The 2,500-nt window shown below is 47.2% G+C and carries 1 tRNA gene and 2 rRNA genes (1 of these 3 cut by a window edge); all 3 read right to left on the bottom strand.

Annotated features, from left to right (window positions below):
* Positions 1-343, bottom strand: a 23S ribosomal RNA gene (locus tag IAE53_RS10810) (it extends 2,572 nt beyond the left edge of the window).
* Between the two features lie 188 nt (positions 344-531).
* Positions 532-604 (bottom strand) — tRNA-Ala (locus tag IAE53_RS10805).
* A gap of 113 nt (positions 605-717) precedes the next feature.
* Positions 718-2,268, bottom strand: a 16S ribosomal RNA gene (locus tag IAE53_RS10800).
* Together the 16S and 23S rRNA genes with 1 tRNA gene alongside form the textbook arrangement of a ribosomal RNA operon.
* Positions 2,269-2,500 lie beyond the last annotated feature (232 nt).

The raw sequence follows: 2,500 nt of genomic DNA, 5'->3' as shown, positions 1-2,500 counted from the left end.
AACTTGTTCTGCTATAAAACACTTTTGTAACTCTTATTTATCAGTCCTACAACCCCAACATGCAAGCACGTTGGTTTGGGCTCTTCCCCGTTCGCTCGCCGCTACTGAGGGAATCGATTTTTCTTTCTGCTCCTGCTGCTAATGAGATGTTTCAGTTCACAGCGTATTCCGTCAAATATCCTATGTATTCAGATACAGACAACTCTTACGAGTTAGGTTTCCCCATTCGGAAATCTCTGGGTCATAGCGTACTTACCGCTCACCAAAGCTTATCGTAGTTAGTCACGTCCTTCATCGGCTCCTAGTGCCAAGGCATCCACCACGCGCCCTTATTAACTTAACCTAACAGCCGAAACTGTTGTTTAAGTTTATGAGTTGGTCATTTCTCAGACCTGCGATTAAACCGTTCTTTATTAAAGAACTTTTTTGTGTTGTTTCTCGGTTCATTTATTACAATCTTACGATTGTTTTTAAAAGAATTTGTTACTATTCAGTTTTCAATGTGCAACTCGCTAGCCTTGCGACTAGCTATGGAGAATAGCGGGATCGAACCGCTGACCCCCTGCTTGCAAAGCAGGTGCTCTCCCAGCTGAGCTAATTCCCCATAGGATCACTTCTGAACATGATACCTATTTCAGTATCACACTCAAAACTAAACAAAACTTTGAACTTCACGAACTGACATCTAAGTCACTGTCGCTTTCCGATTATCCTTAGAAAGGAGGTGATCCAGCCGCAGGTTCTCCTACGGCTACCTTGTTACGACTTCACCCCAGTCATCTGTCCTGCCTTAGACGGCTCCTTCCTAAAAGGTTAGGCCACCGGCTTTGGGCATTACAAACTCCCATGGTGTGACGGGCGGTGTGTACAAGACCCGGGAACGTATTCACCGCGGCGTGCTGATCCGCGATTACTAGCGATTCCGACTTCATGTAGTCGAGTTGCAGACTACAATCCGAACTGAGACGTACTTTAAGAGATTAGCTCACCCTCGCGGGTTGGCAACTCGTTGTATACGCCATTGTAGCACGTGTGTAGCCCAGGTCATAAGGGGCATGATGATCTGACGTCGTCCCCGCCTTCCTCCGGTTTGTCACCGGCAGTCTCGCTAGAGTGCCCATCTGAATGCTGGCAACTAACAATAAGGGTTGCGCTCGTTGCGGGACTTAACCCAACATCTCACGACACGAGCTGACGACGACCATGCACCACCTGTCACTTTGTCTCCGAAGAGAACACTTCTATCTCTAAAAGCTTCAAAGGATGTCAAGACCTGGTAAGGTTCTTCGCGTTGCTTCGAATTAAACCACATGCTCCACCGCTTGTGCGGGTCCCCGTCAATTCCTTTGAGTTTCAACCTTGCGGTCGTACTCCCCAGGCGGAACACTTAATGCGTTAGCTTCGGCACTAAGAGGCGGAAACCTCCTAACACCTAGTGTTCATCGTTTACGGTGTGGACTACCAGGGTATCTAATCCTGTTTGCTACCCACACTTTCGAGCCTCAACGTCAGTTACAGTCCAGTAAGCCGCCTTCGCCACTGGTGTTCTTCCATATATCTACGCATTCCACCGCTACACATGGAGTTCCACTTACCTCTACTGCACTCAAGTTAACCAGTTTCCAATGCCATTCCGGAGTTGAGCTCCGGGCTTTCACATCAGACTTAATCAACCGTCTGCGCTCGCTTTACGCCCAATAAATCCGGATAACGCTCGGGACATACGTATTACCGCGGCTGCTGGCAGGTATTTAGCCGTCCCTTTCTGGTATGGTACCGTCAAACTAAAATCATTCCCTATTCTAGCTGTTCTTCCCATACAACAGTGCTTTACGACCCGAAAGCCTTCATCACACACGCGGCGTTGCTCCATCAGGCTTTCGCCCATTGTGGAAGATTCCCTACTGCAGCCTCCCGTAGGAGTTTGGGCCGTGTCTCAGTCCCAATGTGGCCGATCAGTCTCTCAACTCGGCTATGCATCATTGTCTTGGTAGGCCTTTACCCCACCAACTAACTAATGCACCGCGGATCCATCTCTAGGTGACGCCAAAGCGCCTTTTAACTTTGTGTCATGCGACACTGAGTTTTATTCGGTATTAGCATCTGTTTCCAAATGTTATCCCCAGCCTTGAGGCAGGTTGTCCACGTGTTACTCACCCGTTCGCCACTCACTTGAAAGGTGCAAGCACCTTTCGCTGTGCGTTCGACTTGCATGTATTAGGCACGCCGCCAGCGTTCATCCTGAGCCAGGATCAAACTCTCAATTTGAAAATTTGAAGATTGCTCTTCGATTAAACTGACGATTATTTCGCTATATTCTCTATAACGCTAATCCGTTTATTGTTTGTTACGAATTGACTTCGCAAATTTGTTTTTGTTACCTAAGTAACAGCCACAGATTCGTTTGTTCAAAGTTTTGTTCAGTTTTCAATGTGCTACTTATTGCCCTTTGAGACAACTATATTATCTTATCACCTTTCGCTCGCCTTGTCAACTACTT

The sequence above is a fragment of the Leuconostoc sp. S50 genome (assembly GCF_016624925.1).
GTDB lineage: Bacteria > Bacillota > Bacilli > Lactobacillales > Lactobacillaceae > Leuconostoc > Leuconostoc pseudomesenteroides.
This window is presented reverse-complemented; position numbering and strand designations above follow the sequence as displayed.